Origin of the sequence: Luteolibacter yonseiensis (assembly GCF_016595465.1) — a bacterium.
In the GTDB taxonomy this organism is placed as follows: Bacteria; Verrucomicrobiota; Verrucomicrobiia; order Verrucomicrobiales; family Akkermansiaceae; genus Luteolibacter; species Luteolibacter yonseiensis.
Genome location: NZ_JAENIK010000009.1, coordinates 309,882 through 335,333, shown reverse-complemented (window position 1 = coordinate 335,333; position 25,452 = coordinate 309,882). Strand labels below are relative to the sequence as shown.

The 25,452-nt window shown below is 56.3% G+C and carries 25 protein-coding genes; 9 read left to right on the top strand and 16 right to left on the bottom strand.

What is annotated here, in order from left to right; translation table 11 throughout:
• Window positions 1–3 precede the first annotated feature (3 nt).
• Complete coding sequence (locus JIN84_RS08965) at window positions 4–696, bottom strand: Pycsar system effector family protein (RefSeq protein WP_234043386.1); 693 nt, start codon at window positions 694–696, stop codon at window positions 4–6.
• Window positions 697–1,270: 574 nt separating this feature from the next.
• Complete coding sequence (locus JIN84_RS08960) at window positions 1,271–2,749, bottom strand: hypothetical protein (RefSeq protein WP_200350702.1); 1,479 nt, start codon at window positions 2,747–2,749, stop codon at window positions 1,271–1,273.
• Window positions 2,750–3,186: 437 nt separating this feature from the next.
• Between JIN84_RS08960 and JIN84_RS08955 the strand changes: the two genes are divergently transcribed.
• Entirely contained in the window at window positions 3,187–3,705 is a 519-nt protein-coding gene (locus JIN84_RS08955; protein ID WP_200350701.1) for an HNH endonuclease family protein, read from the top strand.
• Window positions 3,706–3,739: 34 nt separating this feature from the next.
• On the opposite strand, the gene JIN84_RS08950 is transcribed toward JIN84_RS08955, so the two are convergent.
• From JIN84_RS08950 to JIN84_RS08940, 3 genes are read right to left on the bottom strand one after another with little or no spacing between them, the layout of a single operon-like run.
• On the bottom strand, window positions 3,740–4,504 hold the full coding sequence (locus tag JIN84_RS08950; protein ID WP_200350700.1) for an ImmA/IrrE family metallo-endopeptidase: 765 nt from the start codon (window positions 4,502–4,504) through the stop codon (window positions 3,740–3,742).
• Entirely contained in the window at window positions 4,488–4,907 is a 420-nt protein-coding gene (locus tag JIN84_RS08945) for a hypothetical protein (RefSeq protein ID WP_200350699.1), read from the bottom strand. The genes JIN84_RS08950 and JIN84_RS08945 overlap by 17 nt, the downstream gene beginning before the upstream one ends.
• A 50-nt stretch (window positions 4,908–4,957) precedes the next feature.
• Window positions 4,958–5,536 (bottom strand): hypothetical protein, encoded by a 579-nt coding sequence (locus JIN84_RS08940; RefSeq protein WP_200350698.1) that lies wholly within the window; start codon window positions 5,534–5,536, stop codon window positions 4,958–4,960.
• Window positions 5,537–5,671: 135 nt separating this feature from the next.
• Here JIN84_RS08940 and JIN84_RS08935 point away from each other — a divergent pair, with 135 nt between their 5' ends.
• From JIN84_RS08935 to JIN84_RS23620, 3 genes are read left to right on the top strand one after another with little or no spacing between them, the layout of a single operon-like run.
• A complete protein-coding gene (locus JIN84_RS08935) occupies window positions 5,672–6,445 on the top strand; it encodes a DUF6602 domain-containing protein (protein ID WP_200350697.1) in 774 nt (257 codons plus the stop codon).
• A gap of 6 nt (window positions 6,446–6,451) precedes the next feature.
• Window positions 6,452–7,567, top strand: a complete 1,116-nt coding sequence (locus tag JIN84_RS08930) for a cyclic GMP-AMP synthase DncV-like nucleotidyltransferase (RefSeq protein ID WP_200350696.1) — start codon at window positions 6,452–6,454, stop codon at window positions 7,565–7,567.
• Entirely contained in the window at window positions 7,551–7,982 is a 432-nt protein-coding gene (locus tag JIN84_RS23620; RefSeq protein WP_486624504.1) for a type II CBASS E2 protein, read from the top strand. Before JIN84_RS08930 ends, JIN84_RS23620 begins: the two co-directional genes overlap by 17 nt.
• 40 nt (window positions 7,983–8,022) lie before the next feature.
• Here the strand turns inward: JIN84_RS23620 and JIN84_RS08925 are convergent, their stop codons facing one another.
• The 6 genes from JIN84_RS08925 to JIN84_RS08900 all read right to left on the bottom strand — a co-directional run bounded on the left by JIN84_RS08925 (window position 8,023) and on the right by JIN84_RS08900 (window position 12,966).
• Window positions 8,023–8,742, bottom strand: coding sequence for a recombinase family protein (locus JIN84_RS08925; RefSeq protein WP_200350695.1), 720 nt, complete (start codon window positions 8,740–8,742; stop codon window positions 8,023–8,025).
• Between the two features lie 744 nt (window positions 8,743–9,486).
• Window positions 9,487–10,236: a DUF6602 domain-containing protein gene (locus JIN84_RS08920; protein ID WP_200350694.1), complete on the bottom strand. Its 750-nt coding sequence runs from the start codon at window positions 10,234–10,236 to the stop codon at window positions 9,487–9,489.
• Between the two features lie 3 nt (window positions 10,237–10,239).
• On the bottom strand, window positions 10,240–11,118 hold the full coding sequence (locus JIN84_RS08915; RefSeq protein WP_200350693.1) for a CBASS oligonucleotide cyclase: 879 nt from the start codon (window positions 11,116–11,118) through the stop codon (window positions 10,240–10,242).
• Window positions 11,118–11,618 (bottom strand): hypothetical protein, encoded by a 501-nt coding sequence (locus tag JIN84_RS08910; protein ID WP_200350692.1) that lies wholly within the window; start codon window positions 11,616–11,618, stop codon window positions 11,118–11,120. The genes JIN84_RS08915 and JIN84_RS08910 overlap by 1 nt, the downstream gene beginning before the upstream one ends.
• On the bottom strand, window positions 11,615–12,097 hold the full coding sequence (locus JIN84_RS08905) for a hypothetical protein (RefSeq protein WP_200350691.1): 483 nt from the start codon (window positions 12,095–12,097) through the stop codon (window positions 11,615–11,617). Before JIN84_RS08905 ends, JIN84_RS08910 begins: the two co-directional genes overlap by 4 nt.
• Window positions 12,094–12,966: an AAA family ATPase gene (locus JIN84_RS08900; RefSeq protein WP_200350690.1), complete on the bottom strand. Its 873-nt coding sequence runs from the start codon at window positions 12,964–12,966 to the stop codon at window positions 12,094–12,096. Before JIN84_RS08900 ends, JIN84_RS08905 begins: the two co-directional genes overlap by 4 nt.
• 900 nt (window positions 12,967–13,866) lie before the next feature.
• On the opposite strand from JIN84_RS08900, the gene JIN84_RS08895 reads away from it, so the two are divergent.
• The 4 genes from JIN84_RS08895 (at window position 13,867) to JIN84_RS08880 (ending at window position 16,293) form a co-directional block, all read left to right on the top strand.
• Complete coding sequence (locus JIN84_RS08895) at window positions 13,867–14,403, top strand: hypothetical protein (RefSeq protein ID WP_200350689.1); 537 nt, start codon at window positions 13,867–13,869, stop codon at window positions 14,401–14,403.
• Window positions 14,400–14,624 carry a hypothetical protein gene (locus tag JIN84_RS08890; RefSeq protein WP_200350688.1) on the top strand — a complete coding sequence of 75 codons (225 nt, stop codon included), beginning with the start codon at window positions 14,400–14,402 and terminating at the stop codon, window positions 14,622–14,624. The genes JIN84_RS08895 and JIN84_RS08890 overlap by 4 nt, the downstream gene beginning before the upstream one ends.
• 85 nt (window positions 14,625–14,709) lie before the next feature.
• Window positions 14,710–15,177: a JAB domain-containing protein gene (locus JIN84_RS08885; protein ID WP_200350687.1), complete on the top strand. Its 468-nt coding sequence runs from the start codon at window positions 14,710–14,712 to the stop codon at window positions 15,175–15,177.
• Window positions 15,178–15,354: 177 nt separating this feature from the next.
• A complete protein-coding gene (locus JIN84_RS08880; protein ID WP_200350686.1) occupies window positions 15,355–16,293 on the top strand; it encodes an AAA family ATPase in 939 nt (312 codons plus the stop codon).
• 3 nt (window positions 16,294–16,296) lie between these two features.
• Here JIN84_RS08880 and JIN84_RS08875 read toward each other — a convergent pair whose 3' ends face one another.
• Window positions 16,297–18,042: a recombinase family protein gene (locus JIN84_RS08875; protein ID WP_200350685.1), complete on the bottom strand. Its 1,746-nt coding sequence runs from the start codon at window positions 18,040–18,042 to the stop codon at window positions 16,297–16,299.
• Window positions 18,043–18,085: 43 nt separating this feature from the next.
• On the opposite strand from JIN84_RS08875, the gene JIN84_RS08870 reads away from it, so the two are divergent.
• A complete protein-coding gene (locus JIN84_RS08870; RefSeq protein ID WP_200350684.1) occupies window positions 18,086–18,655 on the top strand; it encodes a magnesium chelatase subunit ChlI family protein in 570 nt (189 codons plus the stop codon).
• A 77-nt stretch (window positions 18,656–18,732) separates the two neighbouring features.
• Here JIN84_RS08870 and JIN84_RS08865 read toward each other — a convergent pair whose 3' ends face one another.
• The 4 genes from JIN84_RS08865 to JIN84_RS08850 form a co-directional block, all read right to left on the bottom strand.
• Window positions 18,733–19,614, bottom strand: coding sequence for a LamG domain-containing protein (locus tag JIN84_RS08865; RefSeq protein ID WP_200350683.1), 882 nt, complete (start codon window positions 19,612–19,614; stop codon window positions 18,733–18,735).
• A gap of 109 nt (window positions 19,615–19,723) precedes the next feature.
• Entirely contained in the window at window positions 19,724–20,047 is a 324-nt protein-coding gene (locus JIN84_RS08860; RefSeq protein ID WP_200350682.1) for a hypothetical protein, read from the bottom strand.
• Window positions 20,048–20,096: 49 nt separating this feature from the next.
• Window positions 20,097–21,281, bottom strand: coding sequence for a hypothetical protein (locus JIN84_RS08855; protein ID WP_200350681.1), 1,185 nt, complete (start codon window positions 21,279–21,281; stop codon window positions 20,097–20,099).
• A gap of 796 nt (window positions 21,282–22,077) precedes the next feature.
• Entirely contained in the window at window positions 22,078–25,434 is a 3,357-nt protein-coding gene (locus tag JIN84_RS08850; protein WP_200350680.1) for a beta strand repeat-containing protein, read from the bottom strand.
• Window positions 25,435–25,452 lie beyond the last annotated feature (18 nt).

Genomic DNA, 25,452 nt, shown 5'->3' with positions numbered 1-25,452 from the left:
GCTTTACGGGTTTGCTCCTTGAATCGAACCGGCAGGCAAAATGGTTACGGGGAACGGCTTGGGTGGAAGGTCCGCCTTCTTCGGGTATAGACCGAAACCCACCACTACACCGATAAAAACCAACAGAAGGAAGGAGAACAACCCCTGCCACCAAAGGAAGAAGATTGCGGTCTTCAGGCAATTGATCTTCCGAAACACGATGTCTCCCAGCGCCAGCAGCTGGCGTCGGAATTCATCAAGGACAAAGTGCTGGTTTTCACCTGCCACCGCCCTCCCCATATAATTCGTGAGATCAGGCTGCTCCCAAGGTTTCTTGGCCGCGGGGAACAAAGTCGTGAAATGCTCCGGCTGTGGGAGGCCGTTGGGTTTTACCGCGCCAAAAGCGAAATGGAGAGAAATAAACCCCGTCAGTCCCACCCCTACGACAATCGCAGTCATCCCCCAGATCATGAAATTAACTGGTGCATGGTGGGAGGTCAGCATTCCTTCGCCCAGGCGGTCATAGACGCCAACGACCAGCTTCCCTGTCAGGATGAAGATGCCCAAGCACAGCGCGATCACCGCGCCGGCTTTCGCGTCCATGAACTGGATGACACGCTGGGTGTTCTCAAACCCACGCGACATTTGGGCGACCGTAGCTTCAAAGCTGAGCTTCGCCGCAAGGTCGACTCCCTCAGGGGAATCGTGGGCTTCCATCCGGGGTGATGCCACGGAAACCGGTTGGTCCAGCCCATTAAGCAATAATCCTAACAATTGTCTCATACTGCGCGGTATCGTCCCTCCAAATACTCCTCAACGCCAGCTCTACCGTGGGAATAATCCACCCACTCCCTAGGCCATTCGTCGATGCCCTGTTTCCATCCATGCCAGTGCCGGGAGAGAACTCGCCTCATCGCTTCCACCTGCCAGTGGGCCGCGTCCTCGCAAAGAACTTCGGGAGCCTCGTCCGCATCGAGTCTCTCACGGAAGTGATCTTTCCATTCCAGGTCGAGCACCCAACAAAACTGAGTCTTAGGGTGTTTCGCGCCGAAATTCAGAAAATGCCAGTCCACGCTACGCCGAACCCACGGCTCTCTGCAGTTGACCCACGGGGATGAAATAAGTGGATTACCATGGTTTGCAATAATGATGTCTGACTGCCCGCCATCGTGTTTGATTCCTCCAATTATTTTGGGACTTCTCCGATTTCCGCCACGGGGAGCGATCAGCCTCTCGTACAACGAGCGACGATAATGCATCCCGTGGCTGGTGTGCTGTGGATAGGCGCGTTTCATTTCAGTCCGCCGAAAGGTCGATGAGTTATAACCGCAGCAGAAGGCAGAACGATTTTGGGCTGTGCAACACTCTGAACGACCCGGACACGTTCTGCTTCCACCTCTGATAGAGCCTTGCTCAAATTCGAGAGCTGGGCCTTTTTATAATTGGAAGACCGATCAGAAAGTGGTGTGGGGCAATCGTAGAATTCCTTTTTAAGGCGCTCGTGTAGGTCCGCGATGTCGGGTCGATACATTGCCAGCTCTTTTGGAGATGGATCCACGTGGACAAAGCCTTGCCGGGCGTGCCGCATTCCCGGCCCAATACCTATGAGGAACCGTCTGCCGCCAAGGAGAATTCCCGCGACGTGGAGGTTCCCTTTGCTGTTTCCATGTGGGGTTCCTCCTCCGGCGAGACTCTGACCCCAGCCGCCGTAGCCAGCATCGCGTGCTCGGTCACCCATCGCCTGTTCCCATTCAACCGCTGTCTTGACTGGCGTCACCTTTTTTCTTGCCTTGTAATCTTCCAGATTTTCTGCAGTCACGGCGAAGATGGCGTTGTCTCCCGCAAAAGGAAACTGGATGAAAGTATCCGGGTGACGCTCGGCGAATGCCGCGGCACGACGCATGATGTCGAGAAAGTCCTCTGCAAGCTTACGCTTGTCATCCATCGATCCAACGGCCGCCCGGGCGACGCGCTTGGTAAAGCCGTCCAGATCCATACTCAGGACAAAGCCGTAACAAGAATAGAGGTCGTTTGCTCCAGGGTTACCAAGTGGTGCTGCTTGGGCGCTGATTTGCCGGATTGCCTTTGAAGATGAGAAGTTGATCGTTTGTGCGTTTGCCGCTTCAACCAACTGAACGAGGTTACGCTGCCCTGGAAAAATCTCATCAACACGTTTCCGGGATTTGCAAGTCTCGGCCAGCTCATCAAGTGAATAGACCGCCCATTTCTGATCGAGGTTCAAACCCGCATACCATCGAGGCACTTTTTTCCGCGCAAGCTGCTTTGCCGGAAAGTTCGCGGCTGGACTGAGGGACACAAGCGATGTATCCTGATGGATGCCTTCGCTCGTCACAGTTAGCGTCGCAGCATGATCGCCAGCGATCCGCCAACCGTCCGGTCCACCACTACCATAAGTTCGACCGAGCAGGATGTGGATCAAGCCGGACGCTTCCTTCATCCTCTCCCCGATTTCAGCGGACGACGAATATTCCAGCCCGATATGGATCGTTCTGCCGTGGATTTCCAGAACCTGGCCATTCAGTTGACCCGCCACCACGTGGCACACCTCAGCCGCCTTTCGGATGTATTCATGGGCTTGTTGGGCCTTGCGACTGGATTCCGCTCCTTCGAGTTCATCGAGATTGAGCCGAAGTTCCAAATAGAGGTGGGCAAGATTGCCAAACCAAAAAGGATTGGTCTGGGAAATTGATCGAAACGTAGCAGCTTCGACAAGCCGGTTTTGGGTGGGGGTAAAGGTGGGGGCCAACATGTTGGTGGAAAAATCGCTTGACCATACCAGATGCGCGATACAACGCAACTACTCATTTGAACGCATCCTGAAATCTCGATACGTTGATGCGTATCCATCGTTTTCGTACCGTCCTCTATCCACGAGTGCCCAGTTGATTTTCTCCCCCGCCGATCCGGTGGCGGGATTTTTCACTACAGGGTTTCCGGCGATGGCAGAATCTTCTATCCTCATTCCTCATTCCTCATTCCTCATTCCTCATTCCTCATTCCTCATTCCTCATTCCTCATTCCTCATTCCTCATTCCTCATTCCTCATTCCTCATTCCGATGCTTTCACTCCGCGCTATCACCTTGGTCCTGCTGGCCATCCTCACGGCCTGTGACCCGAGCGAGGTAGAAAACCCCAAGACCAGTTCACACCCCCCCCATGTCCAAGAAGCGTCGGCAACTGACGCCATGGACACGATCGAATCCGGGATGATCAAATCCCTGATCGACCCGGCGAAGCTCGCGACACTCAAAAACCGCGGCAGCAACTCCCGCATCCTCAAAATCACGGCAATACTCTACACCGCCAAACAAGCTGGCAAAGATCCGACGGCAATCGTCGCCGGAGCCATCGAGAAAATCGGCTGGAGTGGAACCGAAAAAGGGAAAGTCACCACAGCAGCGATCCTGAGGAACCTCGACATCCTTGAGAAGCTGGGCAGCACCACCGCCGAGGACATTGAGGCCATGCGGAGGGGCCGATCGCCCAAGGTGCGTAAAGGCCCCTACACCGGAGACATCCTATCCGTTGACCACATCATTCCCCGCGCCATCGTGCCCGGACTGGACAATGTGATCGCCAACCTCGAACTCATGCCGTTGCGGCTGAACCAGAGCAAAAACGACAAAATGGGTGACCGTCAGCGGGATCTCCTGCGGAAATTTGAGGCGGCCGGATTGCTCGCCGACCCCGGCAAACTCCGCTGAATCAACATTCCGCCCAAAAGGCAAAGGTTCCGTCTCAACAGAACCACAACAAAGTTAACCCACCCTTCAAGGAACCCATCCTTTTGGTTTCCTCATTCACATCTTCCTTGCCCCACGATAATTGGGGAAACCAGTCCGCGTCCTCATAATGATCCATTCGGTTTGCCACCTCACTCGTGTCCAATGTGGCCGAACTGAAATTCGGAACAGGTCTTCCCGACACCACGAATGGCAGGTTTTTCTTAGGATCTGAATAGCTCCACCGAACGACATTGTTCTGATAATAGACAACCACGACACGCCTCTTGCTTACATCGGCAAATCGTATGGCGGTGGAGGTCAAAGTCGTTTGAAAATCATCGGCCAGCGATTCAATCAAGGCCATGGAGGGCTCTTGGTTCCCGCAAGCAGCTCGAAAATGGGAATTCGGCATTAGAAGCTCGGCGGCAAAACAATTCGCCTCCACCTCAAGAGGAGACCGACCGTAATCCCTCATGTCTTCCGCATCGCAGAGAAATTGGGAGTAAGCCGCGTGCAGCTCCCAATGCCCCAACTCATGGGCAATCGTAAACCGACGGCGACCTTCGGAACCGATATCCTTCCGGATGTGAATCACACCGTTCTTGCCCTTCCTCAGCAAACGCCCCTCGGCTCCCTTGATTTCTCCCTCACGGACGAAGACCTTCCTATCCATGGCCAAATCCTTCAAATCGATTTCCCGAGGATGAGGAAATCCGAATTCAGAAAGAATACGAAAGGCGGCGGCACCCGCCTTGATCCGCTCAGGATCCTTTTTCATCGAAACCCTCACTCTCTCCCTCCAGCTCTTCCAACAGCGATAATTCCGCATCCAAGTCAGCGAGGTCCTCATCAGGAACATCCTCGAATTTCCGGCAAAAAACCTGTGCCCCTTCGGGATCCGACTCACCGAGAATACGTATTTTATCCAAAACCTTCTTCCTCAATGCCGAGGCCGTGCCCGAAAACGAGCGACCCAACGTTTTAAACCTTTCCTCAAAAGCAAGCCGCCTCTCCCTTGCCAACGCCATCCTTTGACGGGCCTTGATCCCTTTGAGTTTTTCAGAAGCCCACGAATTCAACGAAGTCGTATCGATGCCTTCCTCCGCCAAAATCTCCTTGGCTTTCTCAGTCGAAGGAAAGGCATCCGTTTCGTACACGAGAGCCGAAAGGTCTTCGACCATGTCCGTTCCGGTTCTTTCTTTTTTTCCGTTCATTGCATCCTCCTTACCTTTTAATGATGCCCTGCGGCCCGTTGTTGCCGGAAATCTTCGAGAGAACGACGCAATCGTTTTTTTGCCGCTTCATATTCCGCCGCCTTCAAGCCGGATTCTTCCAGAACCTCCGCCCGCTTTGAAGCACCGTTGAGGACGGCTTCCACGATCCTCCTTTCGGGAGATCCGACTTCAAAGGCATCGACGACGTCGAGCATCACGTCGTCGTCTTCCATACGCTGCAGGTTTTCGGCGGGGTGAGAATCATCGGAAGCAATTTGCTCAACCGCAGACCTCCAGCTATCCTCCTCCAACGATCGTTTGTCATCAATCCCCGAAACCAGGCGGTTCTCGGAAGAAGTTGAGAGATTCCCGACCAAGCCTCGGACATATCCCTGCAAAACAAGCCATAAAGGCTTGTCCTCGTCCCACTTTCCGCCGTCGAGAATGTTTTCAAAGGCGGCCTGAGTGAGATCCGAAGCCGAACGCCCCCCCGGCAAGAAGCCGCCACTCCCGAATCTCCAGCGCCTGCCGGAAATCAGCCGGGCAGCATACGCGGTTGTCCGATCCATGAGATCATGGAGTTCGGCTTCCGTCATCGCCCCCAATCGGAGTTCGTTTGCCTCTTTCGAGCTCACCAAACGACGCTATCCAAAAAAAAGTTCGCTGGCGACGGCAATTTTTGAGGTCAGCTCATCATAAGTATGTAGCAGGGAACTCCCTCGCCTTAAATTATGATCCAAACCATCGAAAACAAGCCAACGGATGAGGACGCAGGAGTCCTCTTTCTCCAAGAATCCTTCGCCAGCGAACAGGTCTGCCTTGAGGCAAGCCTCCGCTCCTCAAACCGAATCCGCCACCAGGGCGACAAAGGAGAGGTCAACGAACAGCACTTCATCGACTTCCTACGCCATTACCTTCCTGACCGCTACACGGTCGACAAGGCGATGGTCATCGACTCCCGCGGAGACACCAGCGACTCCATTGATGTCGTCGTCTTCGACCGTCAATACACCCCTACATTGATGGACAGTGACAAACATCGCTACGTCCCTGCGGAAAGCGTTTACGCCGTGTTCGAGTGCAAACCAACCATCAACAAGGGATACCTCGAATACGCCGGGGATAAAGCAGCATCGGTGAGGAAACTCCACCGCACTTCGATCCCCATTGTTCACGCAGGTGGCGTTTATCCCGCCAAAGAGCCTCAGCACATCATTGCTGGAATCTTGGCCATCGACGTGGAATGGGCCGACGGCCTTGGAGCTTCGTTCCTTGAAAATCACTCCGCACTCAGCGGACCGATGGCTCTCGATTGCGGATTCGCCGCCAACGGCGCCTGTTTTGACACCTTCAAGGAAGGGGGAGGACTCACCTACGGCCCTCCCGAAAACTCGCTGGCTTACTTCGCCTTCCGCCTTCTCAGCCGTCTCCAGGCCTGTGCAACGGTCCCAGCCGTTGACTGGTCCGCCTACGCAAACCAACTCGCCAAAACCATCACCGCCTAATACACCATGTTTGACTATTCAGAACAAATCGAAGCCTTCCGTGAGGAAAAAGTCCGTCTCCCCAAGGGATTCAAAGAAAAGCTCTTCGCCCACCGTGATTCCAATCGGGACCGCCTGATTTTGCGGCTACCCAAGCGGATTGACGGACTCTCCATTTCCCAAAGCTCGTTCAAACCCCAGGGATCATCTGCGGTTCGGACCATCATTCAGACGAAATTCGTCAATGAGGAATACGACATCGATGACGGCCTCGTATTATGGCGGGACGAACTGGTCGATGACGACGGCAACGAACTCACCTCCACCCAGGTCAAGGAGCACGTGCTGGAAGCGCTCAAGGATGCGCGTTTCGCAAAACAGCCCAACATGGCCGCCAATGCCATCCGCGTTTATTACAAGGAGGGCGACGAGGAGCGCCATCACATCGATTTCCCCGTTTACCGGAAATACGAAAAGGACAACGGCGACATGGTGCGGGAACTCGCCGGTGAATTTGGCTGGACGGAATCCGATCCAACCCAACTCAATCACTGGTTCAACAATGAGGTCAAATCCCGCAACACGGACGTCGAAGGCCATGGCACGCAGATGCGTCGGTTGATCCAACTCCTGAAACGCTTTTGCCGCAGCCGTTACAACTGGGACATGCCAAACGGCATGAAACTCACGATGCTCGTTGTCGAATGCCAGCCGGCATTCCACTCCCGTCTTGATCTGGCCTTCCGACGATTGCTTGAGGAGCTCAAGGACCGCCTTGAAGACAACAAAGTGATCCTGAACCTTGCTCACCCGGACAAGCCGCCCATCACCCGCACCGACGCGGATGACAACGTCACCGAATTCCTTTCAAAAATCGAGGAGGCGCTCGAAAATCTCGGAGTTCTGGACACACCGGATCACCAAGATAACAAAAGCGCCCGCGATGCGTGGGAGTGGGTCTTTCAAAGTGACGGTTACTTCCGCGACTACGACAAAGCCAAGGAAGACAAAGAAAAGGCAGCACGCCTTAAAGCCGTCGCAGCAACCATCACCGCGGGGACCGCAAAAACCTCCAGCATCGTAGGTATCGGATCTGCTGGAGTCCGTAACCTACCCCACAGTTTCTATGGCGACCGTTTTTAAAAACTGGGGGAAGGGAGTCGAAGGCTATCGAAAATTCGCGCTGCAGAAAGCGCTGATGGCAGCACATTTCCCTGAATTTCGCTGTGCATACTCGAAGCGACGTTTGACTTGCATCGGAGAAGTCCGACCGACACCGGACTGCGCCACCTACACCGTTAGGATCGAGTATGAACCCGGAAAGGAACCCCAGGTTTTCATCCTGAAACCCGACATCGTTTCGAGCACGGAGATCCACCTCTACCGAAATGGATCTCTGTGCCTCTACCACCCGGTGGAAACCCCGTGGAAACACACTGACAATTTACACGAGAAAATTGTTCCTTGGATTCATGAGTGGATCTTGTTTTACGAACTTTACCTTCTCGAAGGAAAGTGGCTGGGGAAATCAGCCCCACATCCAATGCCTAGGAGATAATGGAAAGTGAGGCGGGGGTGTTTAAAATAGCACCTCCGCCTCACCTTCCAGTCAGAGTTGGAAGCTCGACAAACGTTCCCCTCTGATCGGCAGCGATATAATCGACTTTTCCGAAGACCGGTTGCATGGCGGCTTTCACCCGCTGTACTGTGGACACACCCTTGCCGGTGATCTTGGCAGTGTGCCGGATTGAATGACCTGCCCGAAGATGCCGCACCACATCCCGGTGCTTGGCCAACATCTCATCCCGGGTTTGAACCGACCCGGCGGGGCGACCGAGAGTGTGCCCCTTCCGGCGGGCTTCCTCCAAACCGGACTTGATCCGCTCAACCAGCGTTTCACGTTCGTTACGCGCCATCTCCGCCAACAACGAAAACATGATCGACGCGGCGGGGTTTCGCTTTCCAGACGGGAGCAGGGTTTCAATCCGCTGGGCGTGCCAATACAGGGAAACACCACAACCCTCCAGGTCCTCCACAAACCGGTGCGCGGTGGAATTCCGGCGGGCCACCCGGGAAACCTCGTGAACCAGCACCTTCCTGATTGATCCCGACCGCGCCAGTTCCATGGCCCGCTCGATACCTGCTCGGTCCGCCTCGGCGGCATTGCCTGATACCTGTTCTTCGATCACCTCCACCACCTTCCATCTGTTCGCCGTGGCGACCTCCCGGAGTTCATGGACCTGGCGGTCGGTTTCCTGCTTGGCGGTGGATACCCGGACAAGAATCGCCACCGGGGTTCTCGCGTTCTCTCTTTTCATGGCTGACCACTATCACGATCGTATTCATTTTAACACCTGTTTTCCTGAATACACTTTCCGGCGGTGGCGTGAACGTGCTTCCGGGGTTCTGTGGAAGGATTTCGGCAGAGAGATTTTTTGAATACACTTCCCGAAACTTTGGACCGGGGAGAAGACTCTCCCCACGCGGCTACTTCGTGCGCCGCGCCCCACTCTACCGGACCCGGGCGTACTGCGTTGGCCCAACGGTTTTAGAAAGGACCAGATGCCCGGTTACTCGGCGCGTTGGTCCAACGCGAATTTGACAGCCTGATCGAGCCAATCCCTCCGGGTCATACCGGCGGCAGAGGCTGTCCCTTCCTGCTCAGCCCGGTGATAAGCAGTGTCAGCCGGTAGGAATTCGTCCCTGTAGGAAACCAAACGGCGTAGCCTCCAGGCATGGCCTTCCGTTTTGAAAGAAATGCAGTCCCTAATGCATGAACTACCACTACTGAACGGCTCGGCACCGAGAGGATGAACTGTGAACTCGTCCGCAAGACCGATGTCCACTCGGAGCAACGTAAATTCGAATCTTTCTTCGTGGAGATCAGTAGTGCATGGAGAATTCATCATTTTTGATGGGGTGGTTCGACAGTGATCGGACATGTTGGGCAGTAGCCGAGGCGCTGTAACTTCGCGGTAACTTATTTCACCTCTCCGGGGCTTACGGGTGCGCATTCACCTTCCACCGGTCAACAGTCTTTGGGGATCTATTAAGACAGTCTCTTAGAGATGTTTCGCATATTCTTCGATCTGAATCGCCGGCACAGTTCCCATCTTCTGGAGCAATCTGGTGAGAGTGAGTACGAAAGACATGACGGCAGTGTCGGGCCGACTGACATCCCAGGTGAAGGAGGTGGGTGTGGCATCAGTGATTTCGAAAGCCCCGTGCCTGGCCACACAGCCCAAGTTTAAGGCTCTGTTTGCACTCAGCCCTTGGAGATATCCTTTAAAGTTCGCCCCCATCGGTTCCTTCCATTTGCAATCCAAGGCGAGTATGCCGGCAAGAATCTGAGGTGGCGGCTTAGGGGTATGGACATCACCCCCAGCTTGGACGATTCGCCCGGAGGTCCTCTTGAGCCTTCTTACGCTCTCTGCCTTGTCACCGGCGTAACCGATGTATTTCGGAGTGATTTCTGGCTTCACCTCAAACACGGCATAGACGCTTTCCGCAGGAATGTAGGCAACGCCTTCATGCTCGAAGATAAAAAGCGAAAAATGCCTGTCGAAGATCACCAGATCCTGCTGCTGACTCAGGGTTCCGTCCGAGTCGATCACGAAGGCACGTTCAACCTGATACCGCGTTGGTAGATAGGTTCTCAGCATTTTTATCCACCGGAGTTCCGTGGCGTCGCCTTTCGCTACCGGATGGGTGATCAGCTTACGGGATATTCCGAGGTTCGCGATCAGGCCCTTCTGATAGCCTTCGAACAACTCGCTGAGCGAAGGCGGAGTTTGAGTCTTTTTCTTGGCCATACTTCAGGAAATTGAGAATCGGCTTCCAAAAACTTCGTCACGCCAGATCCGTAGTGCTCCGCCCACGTTCCCTGTTTTCGCCAGATAAATAGCCCGATCTACGGACTGCCCAGTTTCAGCAAGCACCTTTCGAGCATTCTGACAAGCGGCCGCATCCATTCTATCCGACACAGGTGGCCCCAATCCGGCAGGATCATTCCAGATTTCCGAAATCCTGGCTTCCAGTGCTGCAAACAGCGCCTTCAGCTCATAGGGATAACCGCCCGAAAATGGACCCTTCAGGAGTTCTATCGCCATCACCTCGATGAGGAAACTTGGTTTGATGGGCTTGCCTTTGTGCTCGTTCCACTTTTTGGCCATTTTGACAACAGGCTTCCACTTGAGATCGAAATCCTTGTTGCAGGCGGTGGCTTTCGCCGCATGAGTCTTAGGATTGGTGACGGCCCAATCCTTTTCGCTCTGAGGGTCGGCAATCTTGTAGTTATCTCCTTCGGTGAAGGCCGGAACGACATCGATGCTCATGACCTTGTCGTCGTCTTCATCACCACCGAACCTGACCTGAACGCATCTGCGACCAATGGAAACTTTATCCTCTCCATACTCTGGAACCAGCGCAACCCTCACTGCCTCAAGCAGATCCTTTGCGGGTTCGTCGAGCCTGTGGCGTTCTTTGCTCCCGAGGGCCAAGAAAATATCCACATCCTTGAGAGGCTTGGTTTTCGTATGCCTCGCATATGAACCGGCGAGAAAGTCGTCCTCGACGTGAAAATTCTCTGACATCACCTCGCGAACTCGCTTCTGCCGCTTGCTGGCGTCCTTCTGCTCGCCGTCGGTAAGTTCAAGACGGGACTTAAATTTCTGAAATGCTTCTTCGATTGTCATTATTTTGACCAGTAGCTGGTTCCTGCCCCAAGATGCGTTGCGCCGATAGTGGTTCCAATTGGGCGTTTGGTGAAACCGTCGGTTGAGAGGTATTGAGTGGATGACCAACCATTGACGTCAGGTCGGCCGTCCTTCGTGTTGGCGATAACGCGGTATATGCAGGTGGATGGGATGGCTCCTGCCTTCTTGATGGCGAATTTGATGGCATCGACATCCGCCCACAAATCGCCATCGTCGCCGGTGGTGTAAGTGTAGCTGATGTCAAAATCCCAACGTCCGACCAATGATGAAGTCCCCGTGTAAATCTCCAGAGTCACCGTATTAAGGTGCCGGGTTTCAAGCCACTTGCCGATGCCGGCCTCGAGCACCTTCCAATCGGAAGTGAGTTTATCGAGAGACAGGCCGCTCAGCAGAATGATCCTTTTTAGACCTGACAAGATGTTGTCAGTCACATGCGTGACACTATGCGAGTAGGTGTTAACTTTGACGGTCGTGCTCATAGGCGGTTGAGGGCGTCGAGATCGATTGAGGTTGATGGACTGGAGGTAGCTTGGACCGCTGCTTCACTTCCCGATTTTTCAATGCCGGCTTTTGAGTCGTAGGCCTTGATCTTCGTCGACTGCTTCTTCAGGGCGCCTTGCGCCCAATCCAATTCATCGGCTGGGAATGGGACATGGATTTCCCAAGATCCCTCCAGCGGCTTCACTGGAAGCGCATCTTCGTTTGCGTCGTCACCAGTGATGGCATCATCACCGTAGAGGCAGTAGAACCGGATCCGTGGTCCCTTGCCGATGACGATAATCGGCGCTTCCCTTGGCTCCTTATCGACGATTGTTGAGGCGACAATTCCGGCGACTCCACCAAGTTCCTCGAGCAGGGCTTTGTCTCCCTGGCATAGCAGGTCCGAAATTATCTGCCATGTTTCTCCTGCTGGCCGGTGGGGGGCAGAACGGATTCTGCGGGCAATTACTGAACTCATGATTTTTGGGGGGGATTTTCGGAGAATACGGTTTCGAGGTGACCGATGGTCAGTGTACCGGGGTTCGACGCGAGCGAGGTATCCAAGGAGAGGGCTAGCAGGATTCGCTTACAAATGGCGCGGCCGTCCATGCCCTTGCTCGCTTTTACCAGCTTTTTCAGATTCGGCTGAGTCCGCAGGGCATTGATCTCGTTCCACACAGAACCCAAGGTTTTCAGTGTATCGTCGATAATTTGATGACGAGCGGCGTCTCCTGGAACATCCACGAAAGTCATGAAGTCCGTACGAGAGACGAACGCCTCATCAAGCGCCTGTTGAAAGTTACTGGTACAGATGAAAATGATCTCGGGATGCGTGGACGCAATTGCGTCGAGACCTGTCAGAACAGCGTCGGTTGCCCTATGTACATCGAGCGGGTTAGCCTCCATACTGACCTTCTGGCGACTGGCCGCCATGGTTTCCACCTCGTCGAGAAGCACAATCAGAGGTCCTTTTGCTGCCTCTTCGACAATTGTTTCCCGGAAGAGCTTCATCACTTCCTTCTGACTTTTTCCGAGCGCGGAGCCGGTCAAGGCATGCGGGTCAATCTCAAGGAGCCGCATCGGCTTTTTCCCTTTGATGATACTGGCAGCTTTGGAAGCCACGGCCTTCGCAACCGAGGTCTTTCCTGTACCGGGAGGGCCATGAAGAAGAATTATGCCGTGAACAGGCAGGTCTCCGGGAGAAAATTTCGATCGGAGTAGGAAGGTTAGAGCGATTTGGGACACCAAACGCTTCTTCAAATCCGTGTCGAAATGAAGATGGTCATAGAGGCGTTCAAAAGGCGCGGCCGGGAGGATATGGGACGATGATATAGCGGGGGAACTCACGCCGTGCATTTTAGCAAAATGCGTTCCGCTTCAGTTAGAATTACGCAAACTCCTGATTATAAGCACAATAAGAAAAAAACAAATGAACATCCCCGCCTCGCTCGCACGAATAGATGTGCCAAAATGACGCGCAAGGGGCACTTATGGCGTGCTACCTTGGCTCATTTGATTGCGCTCTGATTAATTCTGCCCTCTCAACATGTCTATCGATACCCGACGCAACATTTGTTTAAATATTGGCTTTTTATATCCAAGGGCCTCTCAGGATCACTCTGATTGGGACTTCCGAACTTCGCAGATCGATACGTTGATCAGGAAAGACACACCGAAAATCTCAAGGCCCTGTAATTAGTGACGACCTTACGTTGGTTCGGGAGAGGCCCAACGACGAAATCCCGGCAGATCGGTGCATTCCCCGGACGCATTGATAGACTCCTGCAGGTTCCAAAATTTCTGTCCGAAGTTCGGTGCAAATAACTGCAGCCTTGTAGTTGCCCAGATCATCCGCCCGACGCGGATTGAGTATCCGGGTGGACTTCGCTTTGGATCGATCGCTCACCACAATGCTACTGGTCTCCGAGTATTGGCGCCACCGGAACCCACATCGATAAAGAGATAACACCCAGGTCAAACCCGTCTGGAAATATGGACGGAGGCTTTGAATCTCTTATGGGTAAACGGAAAATGTAATTAGAATCGTGTAACATACCGATCGCCCTCGAAACCCTACCCCCCCGGCCGGAATGGCCGGGGTTCCTTTTATACCGGACTGCCTCCGGTAATGGTGCTCCAGTCCACACAAGCCGGGCACGATCATTCCTCCGGTGCTTGTCGAAAGGCCCGCCCCCGCCCCCGGCCGCTTTCGCTGCCGCGGGCAGCACGGCCATGGGGAATTCCACTATGGAAAATCCGAATTCAGCAGCTCTAACGATGCTGCGAATCCCTCTGGAGGTTGGGAAACACTACACCCTGTATTCCGTGTCCGAAACCGCGATGACGATGCGCCGTGAAATTCGGACGATCGACGTCCTGCCTGAACCGGAATTTCGGCCCGCCTACTCCGGTGCTCTGAAAGGGAAATGGCGCGTTGGCACCTTCAAAGAAAGAAGAAAGCGCACGACCTACCACCTCGACGTCGATGTGGCAGGCACGTTGGTCATCCCTGGCATCCTACATGGTGTCCCGGCAGACCACAAGAGGTGGTCGTCCTTTGCTATGAGCGCAACTCTCAACCTGGCTGCGACCCCGGAGAGGATTCGTGAGATTGTGGCAATGAACGTTAACCCAAATTTCGCCAATTACGATCGAATCGTGGCCTACCCTCATCCTCTGAATCCTGGATCAGGCGCTAACGGAATCCTGGTCTATCCGGACGCACCCACCAGCCATGCGGTGATCCTCAGGATGCGAGAAAATCTTACAAGGGAGGACGCGTGATCCGAATCGAAATCGGCACGGGCAACGAGGCATTCAGGCCCGGTCAAGCGGAAGGATGGCGGCAGGAGGCCGCGTGGCTCCTGCACGACCTTGCCGACCGCATCCACAGCGGACGGGCACTTCCTCTCGTTCTCCGGGATTACAATGGGAACCGAGTGGGACTGGCCGAACTGGAACCCGAAACAATCTCCGCCCCGGCCGGCGAGCGCGAGACGGCGTAAGAGCGGCATCTTCATTGCCAGCCAGCCCGTTAAGCACCCCTCCCGGTACCATCGTGTCCGGGAGGGGAAATTCTTTCCCAACATCATGAGATTCATCGTTAAAGACTTTAAAGCTGTCCAAGTGGAAACCTCTCCTAGGCTCACATTCGACTCCGCTGACACTCCCGAAGGCATCTATCGATTCTACACGGGCAACATTACAAACGACCCTGCATACGAAGCCGATAAAGAGCGGGTGATTGTCGTCACCTACAACACCAGGCTGCAAATTACAGGGTGGAACCTCGTCTCCCTTGGTGGGCTCGCCGAGGCGACATGTCACCCACGGGAAGTATTTCGCCCGGTTATTGTCCGCGCTGCCCATGGATTTGTCCTTGTCCATAACCATCCCTCTGGCGATCCGTCACCAAGCTGCGCGGACACAAGAATCACGCGGGCTATCAAGGACGCCGCCGATCTTCTCAAAATCAATCTTCTCGACCACGTCATTATCGGCGCACCTGCACCGGGGCGAACTCCTTATTACTCATTCCGGGAAGGAGGGATGATTTGATTTTCATCCCACTGAATTCACTGTCGGAAACGTCCCAGACAATCGTTTGCCGGGCAGTTGGATGGAATATTACTCCGCCTCGGCGAGGCAACGGCAACCGAGCACGCCGTAAGGCTGGACAGCCAGTGATCGACGGGACGCGCCCCCCCAAGGGATGAACGCCGCCGAAAAAGTGGCATGGCTCAATACAAAGAAAAGATGATCCTTTCACCTCAGCAACAACACGCGCTCAAAAAACTCCTCCCGGTGGCGAGGATCGCCACTTCAGGAATCCGTTCCGGCATGTCCGTCCTACCCAGAACCCACAGCCTGCTGATCGGACCGTCCGGCAGCGGGAAATCGCATCTCGCACGTCGCCTTGGAGAACAACTTGGAATTCCATCTCTCGTCATCAATGTCGCGGCGTGGATGATCGCTGGCTCACGTGGCGACCCATGGACCATCTCACTGATCGCCGATTGGCTCGACCGGCTGCCGGGTGCTGGGGTTCTTGTGCTCGATGAGATTGATAAACTCCAGTCGCCCAGCGAGTGGACTCGAAATGTTCGGCTGGAGATCCATGACCTTCTGGACGGGGTGCTGCCAGTTGCCACGAAGCTGCCCATCGAATCACTTCCGGCTGAAAGCTTTCCCCAGGGTTCCGGCAAAGATCAGAAAGCGGAACTGGAGCGGACACTCCGGGAACGCGTCATGATCATGGGCTGTGGCGCTTGGCAATCCGCTTGGCGCGGCAACGCCCGGACTCTCGGATTCAACTCCTCAAAGGAATTATTTCTGCCAGAACCTCCAACCAAGGAACAAATCCTTGCTGAAATCGACGCCGAACTCAGGCAGCGATTCCGGGATGAAATCGTCCTCCTATCTCCCATGCTTCCCGCAGATTACGCCCACGTCGCCAAGGACATCGCCCGTCAGATCCCCCAAGAATTGATCCCAGCTTGGAACAAAGAAATTGGAGGTGTGCTCCGCCGTGCAGCTGATGGATTTCTAGGAATGCGGGCGATAGAGGAACTGCTGCTTAAAGCTATGTTGCTTGCGGGGAAAGGAAAAGAACCCGACAAAAGCCCGGAACCCCAATCGCTGAAACCACCCCGGCCCGAGCCATCGATCTGGTGATCGTTAGCAGCGACCGGAGAAAAGGGTATCTGGGCGACCGATCTTTGCCATTTTCTCGGGATCTAGCCTTACGATCGCCCGCCTTCCGCCTCTGCGAAAATGGATGATCATCGAAAGTGCCTTACGCCGTTTTGACGCCGGCAGGGGATCGGGAATAAATAACCCCTGTTTTTGCAACAATGAGAGGCTGACAGCGCCGGTTGCAGCTGTCGGATTGTAAGAAAAATCGATGCGTTCGATCATAGACCGTAGCAACTCGGCAATACGTCCACGCACTGCATTTTCACGCATATCTGCATCGATCAAAGATTTCAGTTCCTTCGTCTCCCGCGCAGTCCCGGACGGTCGCGTTTTGACTTTAACAGACAGCTCTCCGATTTCTTCCCTGAGCTGCTTACGATCAGCTTCCCGCTCGCGGAGCCTGACCAACAGTGTATCGATATCGGGATTCTGTTCAACCTTGTCGGCGAGGCTCTCCAACACCTTTTCAACCTTCTTCAATTCCTCCTTCAAGGATGCGAGTTTGCCCACATAAGGATCTACCTCATCCGGAGGCGGAACAAGATCAGCGGGTTTCAGTTCGACGAGGCCCGCAAGCAAGGTCGGCTCGATCAACCTTGCCGGAATCGATACGAGTGTCTTTTTTAGCTCCTCCAGATAGACGATGAAATATCCGTTCATCGCACCATCGGTTCCGTTGGCACGTGTTCCATGGGCACACCAATGCCCCTCATACCGTAGCAGTCCGCGGAGAATATTGATCGGCCTTTCTCCTTCAGCGCGAATCTCATGGGGTCTTCCGGCCTGCCGCCGATTTGCTGTCATCGCCGCACGCGCACGCTCAGCAATGTCTGCGTCTACCAATTTAGGGTAGTAACCCGGAACTTCGTAAGTAAGACCGCTAACAGCTGTCTTGGGTGTTTCAGAAAGAATACCCTCGGGTGCCCGTGACCTCACAAGATCCCGGACCCTAGCGGAAGTCCAGATCTTCGTCACCGGTCTCCATGTTGGAATTCCAGACGCCTGCAGCCGGCGGGCAATTTCGGGCGCGGTGACGCCATCTGCGGTCCATAAATAGATCGATCGAACCACCTCCGCCCGGTCCGGTGGAGATTCAAGTGATTTGCCGTTATAAACGATCCACCAGGGCATTTTCCCAGGTTTGGTTTCCATCAGTTTAGTACCATCTGCTACCTTGCGTCGTTTTCTCTCAAAGGCAGCCTTGAGCCGGTCCGACTTGGTCTCCTGTTCTTCAGCTGCCCGGCTGGCAAGCATCGCAATATACATAAGATCCATCCCTTCCTCTGCAGCCGTTGGAACATCCGGCAAGAGGACCTTCTCGATACCAATCAAATGGATCTCCACACGAAATTCGTCGAGGAATCGACCGAGCAACGTCGACACGCGCCGTGGACGCTGCCGAGAAATCCGGTCCATCGCCTCTACAACAATCGCTGACCCGGGTGGAATGAGGCCATCCTGACACGCCGCGACCAGTTGTCCGAGCCCATTCCGATCGTCGAGATTCATACCCTTCCACGCAGAAACTCCCAAATCCTGATAGGACATGCTTTCATCAAGAAGCAGCCCACGTTCGCGGCAATACTTCCGTGTTTTCTCCAACTGACGACTCAGGGAGGACCCTTTTGCCTGTTTCTTCGAAGAAAAGCGAATGTAGGAATACGCACGCTTTGGTCCTTCAACCACCGGTAATTCCTGTTTTTTACTTTTCTGGTTTCGCGTGTTCATGACACGAATTCTACCCATTTGAAATACCTAAATCAAGCAGCCATTGGAGGACGGCCATGTGACCATCTCGCGCGCCGCCGGTTCCCTCACCTTCCCCGCGAGGTTCCTCCTCGTCTCGGCGCTCAACCCCTGCCCTTGTGGCTACTATGGCGACCTCAAACGGGAGTGCCGTTGCTCGCCACGCCAGATCGAAAACTACCGCCAGCGCATTTCCGGACCGTTGTTAGACCGCATCGATCTCCACGTGGAGGTGCCGCTTGTCGATTTCCGCGACCTGTCGTCCGACTCGAACATGGGTGAAAAATCCGAAACCATCCGCCAGCGGGTGGTGGCGGCGAGGGAGATCCAGCAGGAGCGGTTCCGGAAATTCTCCAACTCCACCAACTCCGCGATGGGTTCCCGCCAGGTGCGGCAGCACTGCAAGCTCGACGCCGAGTCGAACCGCTACCTGGAACACGCCATGGAGCAGATGAACTTCTCCGCCCGCGCCCACGACCGCATCCTGAAAGTCGCCCGCACCCTGGCCGATCTCGGCGGCGCTCCCGACATCCGTCCGAACGACATCCTGGAAGCGATCCAATATCGATCGCTGGATCGGAAGTTGTTTTCCTAAGGAAATAGAACTCTCGCCGCAGCTTGTCTGGTAAAAAGCTGCGGCGGTGAATTCAATCCTTACACAGGGGAGGAAAATCAGCGGCGCCTTTTGAATGACACACAGGCCCCGAGCACCGCGAGCATGAAACACCCTGGCTCAGGGACATTGAGGAACAGCGAAGAATCCAGCGCGCTGTCGGAAAACCTGACTTCGTCGATTTTTCCATCAAGGAAGTCGCCGTTGTTGCCCCCATACTGCCCGCGTCCTATGGTCCAGATCGTATCCTGCGCCGGATCGTAAAGGCCGCCCGTGAAACTTGTGCTGCCCTGGAGGACACCATCGAGATATAGCTCCATCGTGGTCCCGTTGGAAACCGCCGCCACATGATACCATGTGTTCACAGACAATGCGGAAATGGAAGACACGTTATGGATCGTATTCAGCGAGTCCATGGCTTGGACCCTGAGCTTGTTGGATCCATCGCCCATGGCTTGGAAGTAGAACAGTGATTCCGGACCCGCCCCCTGCCCCGGGCTGCCGGAGTCGTCCCGGCCGATGAAGGTCTGCCATGATCCCAAACTGTCAAAGCTCACATAGGCTTCGATCGTGAAGTTGGTGAAGGACGCCGCGGGCAAAGAGCTTCCCGCCCCGGTGTAAATGTCCCGATTGGGAGCGAAATCCAGCGAGAAGGCGTTCGACGCGCCGGTACCGGGAACGGTCGAGCCGGGAACCGCCGCAATGTAGGAAGGGGAAGTGAAGGTGGCATAGGTCCGCAGATGGTTGCCGTTTCCCGAACTGTCCGTGATCGTGTTATTGTATGCCTCTTCTCCGTTGTTGCCTGCGGCGACTTGTCCTAGAGGGCCGTCTTCGAACCGCCAGTAAGCGACAGTGCCAGCGTTTGTCACGGCGGTGAGACCCATCGTCATCCCGACCACAGCCGATTTCGAGATCAGGGAGTTTTTCAAATTTTTCATCATGTCGTTATCAGGCTTTTTCTTGTGAAGTCCGAAATTGCAAGGAGACATCACGCTATCCGCCTCTCCCGGGATTGCTTGTATTTTAACGGCTGGCTTGTGTAATAAACCGTCACGACGGCAAATCGCCCCACTTGCGTCGGAGAGGATCGGATGTGTCGTCGCACGACAGGGTGGCCATCCCATGGCCGTGCGGAAGTGGAGTGACTCCGAAAAGCGAATCCTCTGTTAGAAGAGTGCCGGCCACCGTTCCGCTCTCGACGGCTTCCGTCGTCTGATGCCCGGTCAAAGGGAGTTTTTTTGAGCAGGCGATGAGGGCATGCAGCCCCGCCGCCTCCGCAGGGCCCAGCACGCCCAGCCGGTCGCCCAGGATGTTGAGTCCTGCGGAGTCCTCCACCCCGGACTCCTTGAAGATCTCTCCGGCCTTACCGCGCAAGAATCAACGCGGTTCGCCAGTTCCATATATGAAGACGAACCCGCGCCTGCTATTTGGAAACAGACTTCTGTTCATATTCAATTCTCTTTTGTTCCACGTTTTCGAGGATTTTCCTTCTCGCCTCAGCATCCTCGATTTGTTCCGCCCACTGTCTGGCGCTCTCGAATTCGAGGGAAGAGATGGCGGCCTCGGCGAAAGACGATGACACCAGTTCACGCTGCCTGCCGCTGAACGAGGCCTGGCTGGATTTATACCAGTCGGCGGCTCCTTGGGAGTCGAGATTGGTCCACGATTTAAGAGCCCATGCCAGATCGTTTCCGGCCCGATCTTCGTCGCCATTCAGAATGCCTTTCACCGCTGCCGGGGCATCCTCCGCCACCATGTCGGAAAGCATGCCCTGCCGTTGTTTTTTCACAACATTGCTGGACCAACCGTTCAGATCCACGGCTTTGATGTCCTCCCATTGTTCGAATATGTTCTTGTTGCTATATCTCTGGACGATGAGAATGAAATCATGGGCCTCAAGCAGGCCTTTCGAATCCAGCTCCCTCGCCAGCTGGTAGGTGCCACCGCGCTCCTCGGGCGCCATCTTGTTCATGGCGATCTGCAAAACACCGGAAACCGCGGTCTTGACGTTGACAGCCTTCAGGTCGTCACCCACGGCGGAGTAGAACCGCTTCACCTCGGGCGAGTCCAGCAAGGCGGACAGCTGATCCGGAGGGTATCGATTCAAGAATCCGGAGAAACCGGTAAACATGTCGAGTCTGGGAACATTGGCAATCTTGTCCAGCAGGTCCGCAGGCGGCAGGTCCGCATTCTCGAAAAAGGATGCGAGTCCGAAATTCCGGACGATTCCATTGCCCGGATCGATCAGATCCCAGGCCTCCTTGGAATAGCCGCTTTCACATAACTCCTTGATGACCCCTCGAGTGAATTCCGCCCGGGAGTTCAGATCCTTGTTTTCCGCGGCGAAGTCGGAAATCAGCTTCCTTGCCATATCCGGCGTCATTCCGGCTTTTTCCGGCGGAGCCGGATCCGTCGTTTTCGGGATCGGGGAATTCGAGTCCGGACCGTCCGCCGGTTTTTCCTCAGTCCGGAGGTCACGCGTGACGACAGGCGAAGAGGCCGATGCTCCATCAGCGGGCACCGGCTTGGAATCATGCCGGAAATACAAAAACGCCAATCCCGACATTGCCAATACCAGACCAATCAGAAGCGGGACTTTGGGTTTCATTCGTGCTTTTCAAATTAAGGTTTTTCCGAGGTCCAAGGGAATGCCATACCGCTGGCCCCCATTGGGTCACACCCTGATCTAACCGAAGTTGGTTGCAAGTTTTTTTGAAGATTCCAGCAGGAGGACAGCCACGGCTCCGAATCCTGCCATCCGGGTGCCGGAGAACCACCCCGTCCACACGCCTTCCCCCCACGCTGCCAGCGGCGGATTTGCCTTACGTCCGCTCATCAATTCCCGGCCCGCAAGGTGGAGAAAAGTTTTCCGCCGTCTGATTCTTCCCGCGTGCGCTCACATGCGCTTGATCCCCTGGATAACATGCCCCCGCAACTACCTATCATACCAGTTGCCGGCAACAAAGTGACGATTGGAGCCGGCGAAGCTTTTGGACTGCGTGCAGCTCGCTGCCGCTTTCCGTAGTCAGCTTGCTGACACGGCGGAACCACAGCGAATCATTGATTGCTCCGCAGGCTGTCGCACGAGGGGAGGCGCGCTCTATGAATTCGAACCTCCGTCCCGGCCAGCGAGCTGGCAGATGAAAGCGGCAGCGAGCCGCACGCAGTCCACGGAGCCGCGACTCGGGATCAAGTCACCTTATTGATGAAAAATGGTATGATGTTCTGACAATTCACATGGCACGCGGATATCTCCAACGATGGTCCCACCCCGCACCGGCGCGGGATGGCAACGCCCGTCACCCACGGATTTCAGCGGTTGGTTTCAGGATGAAGTGCCACCGCCCCGGGATGCGGGGCGGTGGTTGGGCTTTGCCGGGATGATATCCGGCAAATGACGCATCTCACGGAGCGGGCGCGCCTGCGGGAACCAGGATGTAGAACCGCTTGTCCTGACCCAGATTGTCCTCGATGAAGGGTGACGCCGAAACTCCGGTGGCGATGGCTGTTCCCCAGTTTTGGAGATCGCCGGAGGCATAGATGTCCACCGCTCCGGAGGCGGTGAAGGAGATCACCGCTTTCCTGGTGGCAGGGGTGGTTCCTTCCTCCACCTTGAACGAATTCACGGTGATGGCGACATCCGCCGAAACGATGACCTGGGTGCCATTCTCGGTAAGCACGGTGACGCCCGAGACGTCGCCGGACAGTGTGAGCGTGCCTCCGCCCGTGGCGAGGAGGTTGTAGCCGCCTGCGGCGAAATCCGCGCCGACGGTCACGTTGCCGCCCTGGGTGTCGAGCACCAGACTGGAGGTGCCGGTGCCGCTCCAGACCACCTTGCTGGCGATCGATTCGATTTGCCCGCTGGTGAAATTGGCGGCATGGACGCCGAATCCCGCACCGGCCGCGACGGTGACGCCGGCCGCCCCATTGGGAATGGAATCCGGGTGACCGATCACCAGATTTCCGGCATTGACCTGTGTCGGGCCGGTATAGGTGTTCGTCCCGAGAAGGGTGAGCTTGCCGGTTCCGTTTTTGGCGAGACCGCCATCGCCGGCGGCGTCGCCCTCGATGTTGGAATGGACCAGCGACTGTGGGAGGGAGATATCAAATCCGTTGCTGTCGATGAAGGCACCGCCATTGCGCACGTTGGCCCGCCCTGAAGCGGCGTTGAGGCTGATGGAAGCTTCCGTTCCGTTCGCACGGAAGGTGCCACCGTTGAAGTTGAATGTGCCGGAGGCCACCGATCCGGAAGTGATGATCCGGTTTGTCGCCACCGTCCCGCCCGGATCGAGATTGAGAGTGCCGGTGCCGACCGTGTTGCCCGCGACGCTGCTGCCGACGGCAAAGACGCCGGTGGTCGTGCCCGACTCGAACACACCGGTTCCGCTGACGGTCATGGTGGAGACACCGTTGGCGGTGGCTCCATTGTAGCCGCCCGCACCAATCCGGATCGCACCGTTGCCGGTGACCGCGAGGGTGCCTCCGCTGACGTTGATCGCCGAGGAGTTGGGGGCGAACGGCGCGATGAAGACGGCCGAGGTGGTGGCCGCGCTGCTCAGCAGGCCCGCGGTGATGTTGATGACGCCTCCGCCTTCCTCGGCTCCCACGCCATACACGCCGCCGGCGTAACCGGTGCCGGACCAGTTGAGAACGCCGCCGGTGGCACCGCGTGCGGTGACCTTCCCGGCCGAAAAGCCCGCACCCCAGGTGCCCGTCATGTAGGTGGTGCCGGCGTAGGTTTCGAAGTCGCCGGTGCCGCTGAATGCCTCACCGGTGAGGGTCAGGCTCCCCGTGCCGTATTTGGCCAACGCGGAGTTGTTGCGGGTGATGGTGCCACGGAGTTCGAGATTGTGCGTCCCGTCGATGCGTGTGGCGGTGGAAAGAACGACATCATTCGACAGCGCGTCGGCACCGGTCAGATCGACGCCCGCCACCAGGGTGGTGGCGGCGGTGGTGGCGACGGTGAGCACACCGCTTCCGATGGCGTTGGAATTTCCGATCACCAGGGTGCCGCCATGGACCGTGGTGCCGCCGGTGTGGGTGTTGTTTCCGGTGAGGGTGAGCGCGTTGGCGCCGAGTTTCACCAGGGACCGCGAGCCACCGGCGGGGCCGGCGGTGTCCGAGATGTTGTTCGCGAGCGTGAACCCCGAGAGGGCGTTGGTGGTGTCGAATCCGATGCCGGCACCATCATTCATGCCGTCCCCGAAGTCGGAACTCGATGCGAGATTGGCGAGCAGCAGGGTGATGTCCGCATCGCCGAACTCACCATCTCCGCCGACATTGAAAGCGATTGTTGCGGACGACATCACGTTGAGATTGGCGGTGGTCCAATCCGCCGTGTTGCCGGAGTAGAGGCTGGTGGTTTTGGGAAACCTGAGGATGCCCCCCTCGATGACGGTCGGGCCGGTGTAGGTATTGAGCGTGGCCAGGGCCAGGACTCCGAAGCCGGATTTGGAAAGGCCGCCATCGATCGCATTGTCCCCGGAGATGGCGGAATGCTGGAGTTCCTCGGTGATCGCGATGTTGAAACCGCCCGTATTGATGAACGCTCCTCCGTTGCGGACATTGATCCGGCCGGCGCTTGTCGCGGAAATCGTGGCACCCGCGCCGCCCGCGATGAAGCTTCCACCGTTGAAATTGAGGGTGCCGCTGGAGGCGTTGGTGCCGAACCCCACGGCCCGGTTGATCTGGAGGGCGCCACCGGCCTCGAGATTGAGAGTGCCGGTGCCGCCGACGCTCAGCGCCCGGCTGCCACCGATGCGGAAGGTGCCTGCCGTGCCTCCGGCGTCGAGCAGGCCGCCGCCGGAGAGGTTCAGGATTCCATGCCCGGTATTGTTGGAAGCACCGTTGTATCCATCGGATCCGAGCCAGATGTTTTTCCCGGAGGCCGACACGAGGCCGCCGGTGATGTTGAGGGTGCCGGTCTGGTTCGCGTCCGGTGCCACGAAAACGGTCGTACCGGTGACCGTCAGCGCGCCGGTGATGTTGAACAGGGAGTTGGTTCCCTCCACCCCGAGGCCGGCCGATCCCGCGAACCCGGTGCCACTGAGGTTCAGCACGGAATTGGCGCCCCTCGCCACGACCTTGCCGGCGGCGGCGGAGGTGTGGAGGCTGCCGGTGATGTTGAGGGTGCCGGCGTAGACTTCGAAATCCGAGGTGCCGGTGATGGCGCCGGAAAGGGTCGCCACGCTGGTTCCTTCCTTGCGGAGCGCGCGGCCCGCACGTGTCAGGCTGCCATTGAAGCGGAATCCCGCCGTGCCGCCGCCCTGGATGGTGAGCGAATCGTTGACCAGGACGATGTTGGATTCCACGTTGTAGGAAAGTCCTGCCGTGCCGGCCGTTCCTTCCAGGGTGATGAGGACGTTTCCGGTGTCGGAACGGTCCATGGTCCACGTGCTGGCGGAGGTGCCGATGGTGATTTCCGTCGACGCGCCCGCGGAGGCCCCGGCCCCCTGCAGGACCAGCGAGCGCAGGGTGAGCGCGGACGGCACGTTGGTGACGATCTGGCTGGCTCCCGCCGCCAGCGGGGTCGCCGTATCAGCGAAAAATGACAGATTGTCGGCGTTGGTCCCCGGAGCGGCCATGACCGAGCCGGCGTTCCAATTCAGGGAATCGTTCCAGTCGAGGTCACCGGGCGCGCTCTGGGTCCAGGTGAAATCCGCCGCCGCGCCCCCGAGGGTCATGGCGGCCGATGCGGCGAGAACAAGCAGGGAGGAACGGCGGTGTCCGGAGGAGTTGCGATAGGTGGGTTTTTGTTTCATTTCAGGGGTTATTTGTTA

Excerpts from the sequence above, each read along its gene's own strand:
- JIN84_RS08965 (WP_234043386.1), bottom strand. The coding sequence starts at position 696 with ATGGAAGCCCACGATTCCCCTGAGGGAGTCGACCTTGCGGCGAAGCTC.
- JIN84_RS08960 (WP_200350702.1), bottom strand. The coding sequence starts at position 2,749 with ATGTTGGCCCCCACCTTTACCCCCACCCAAAACCGGCTTGTCGAAGCT.
- JIN84_RS08955 (WP_200350701.1), top strand. The coding sequence starts at position 3,187 with ATGGACACGATCGAATCCGGGATGATCAAATCCCTGATCGACCCGGCG.
- JIN84_RS08950 (WP_200350700.1), bottom strand. The coding sequence starts at position 4,504 with ATGAAAAAGGATCCTGAGCGGATCAAGGCGGGTGCCGCCGCCTTTCGT.
- JIN84_RS08945 (WP_200350699.1), bottom strand. The coding sequence starts at position 4,907 with ATGGTCGAAGACCTTTCGGCTCTCGTGTACGAAACGGATGCCTTTCCT.
- JIN84_RS08940 (WP_200350698.1), bottom strand. The coding sequence starts at position 5,536 with ATGACGGAAGCCGAACTCCATGATCTCATGGATCGGACAACCGCGTAT.
- JIN84_RS08935 (WP_200350697.1), top strand. The coding sequence starts at position 5,672 with ATGATCCAAACCATCGAAAACAAGCCAACGGATGAGGACGCAGGAGTC.
- JIN84_RS08930 (WP_200350696.1), top strand. The coding sequence starts at position 6,452 with ATGTTTGACTATTCAGAACAAATCGAAGCCTTCCGTGAGGAAAAAGTC.
- JIN84_RS23620 (WP_486624504.1), top strand. The coding sequence starts at position 7,551 with ATGGCGACCGTTTTTAAAAACTGGGGGAAGGGAGTCGAAGGCTATCGA.
- JIN84_RS08925 (WP_200350695.1), bottom strand. The coding sequence starts at position 8,742 with ATGAAAAGAGAGAACGCGAGAACCCCGGTGGCGATTCTTGTCCGGGTA.
- JIN84_RS08920 (WP_200350694.1), bottom strand. The coding sequence starts at position 10,236 with ATGGCCAAGAAAAAGACTCAAACTCCGCCTTCGCTCAGCGAGTTGTTC.
- JIN84_RS08915 (WP_200350693.1), bottom strand. The coding sequence starts at position 11,118 with ATGACAATCGAAGAAGCATTTCAGAAATTTAAGTCCCGTCTTGAACTT.
- JIN84_RS08910 (WP_200350692.1), bottom strand. The coding sequence starts at position 11,618 with ATGAGCACGACCGTCAAAGTTAACACCTACTCGCATAGTGTCACGCAT.
- JIN84_RS08905 (WP_200350691.1), bottom strand. The coding sequence starts at position 12,097 with ATGAGTTCAGTAATTGCCCGCAGAATCCGTTCTGCCCCCCACCGGCCA.
- JIN84_RS08895 (WP_200350689.1), top strand. The coding sequence starts at position 13,867 with ATGGAAAATCCGAATTCAGCAGCTCTAACGATGCTGCGAATCCCTCTG.
- JIN84_RS08885 (WP_200350687.1), top strand. The coding sequence starts at position 14,710 with ATGAGATTCATCGTTAAAGACTTTAAAGCTGTCCAAGTGGAAACCTCT.
- JIN84_RS08880 (WP_200350686.1), top strand. The coding sequence starts at position 15,355 with ATGGCTCAATACAAAGAAAAGATGATCCTTTCACCTCAGCAACAACAC.
- JIN84_RS08875 (WP_200350685.1), bottom strand. The coding sequence starts at position 18,042 with ATGAACACGCGAAACCAGAAAAGTAAAAAACAGGAATTACCGGTGGTT.
- JIN84_RS08865 (WP_200350683.1), bottom strand. The coding sequence starts at position 19,614 with ATGATGAAAAATTTGAAAAACTCCCTGATCTCGAAATCGGCTGTGGTC.
- JIN84_RS08855 (WP_200350681.1), bottom strand. The coding sequence starts at position 21,281 with ATGAAACCCAAAGTCCCGCTTCTGATTGGTCTGGTATTGGCAATGTCG.
- JIN84_RS08850 (WP_200350680.1), bottom strand. The coding sequence starts at position 25,434 with ATGAAACAAAAACCCACCTATCGCAACTCCTCCGGACACCGCCGTTCC.